This is a genomic window from Streptomyces beijiangensis (genome assembly GCF_017315755.1).
GTDB lineage: Bacteria > Actinomycetota > Actinomycetes > Streptomycetales > Streptomycetaceae > Streptomyces > Streptomyces beijiangensis.
In genome coordinates, this window is sequence record NZ_JAFLRJ010000414.1 from 1 (window position 1) to 243 (window position 243).

The 243-nt window shown below is 76.1% G+C and carries 1 protein-coding gene; it reads right to left on the reverse strand.

Annotation, left to right across the window (positions count from 1 at the left end):
- Nucleotides 1-243 (reverse strand): TetR-like C-terminal domain-containing protein (locus tag J0695_RS33075; protein WP_206968441.1); only part of this gene is annotated, 243 nt, incomplete at both ends.

Below are 243 nucleotides of genomic sequence, written 5' to 3' on the forward strand. Positions count from 1 at the left end.
CGCGGTGGGCGTCGCGGACGACGGAGATGAGGGCGAGCGCCACGCGGCCTGCCGGGACGACGGTGTCCTGGGGGGCGGTGTAACCGGGGACGGGCGAGCCGTAGATCAGTGCGTACTCGTGGGGGTGGGCGAGCGCCCACTTCCGTACCGCCGCGCAGACGGCCGCCCACTGGGCGCGGTGTCCGGAGCGCTCCGCCCTCGCGAGTGCGGTCTCGGCGGCCTCGCCCACCGCGTCGTAGGCGT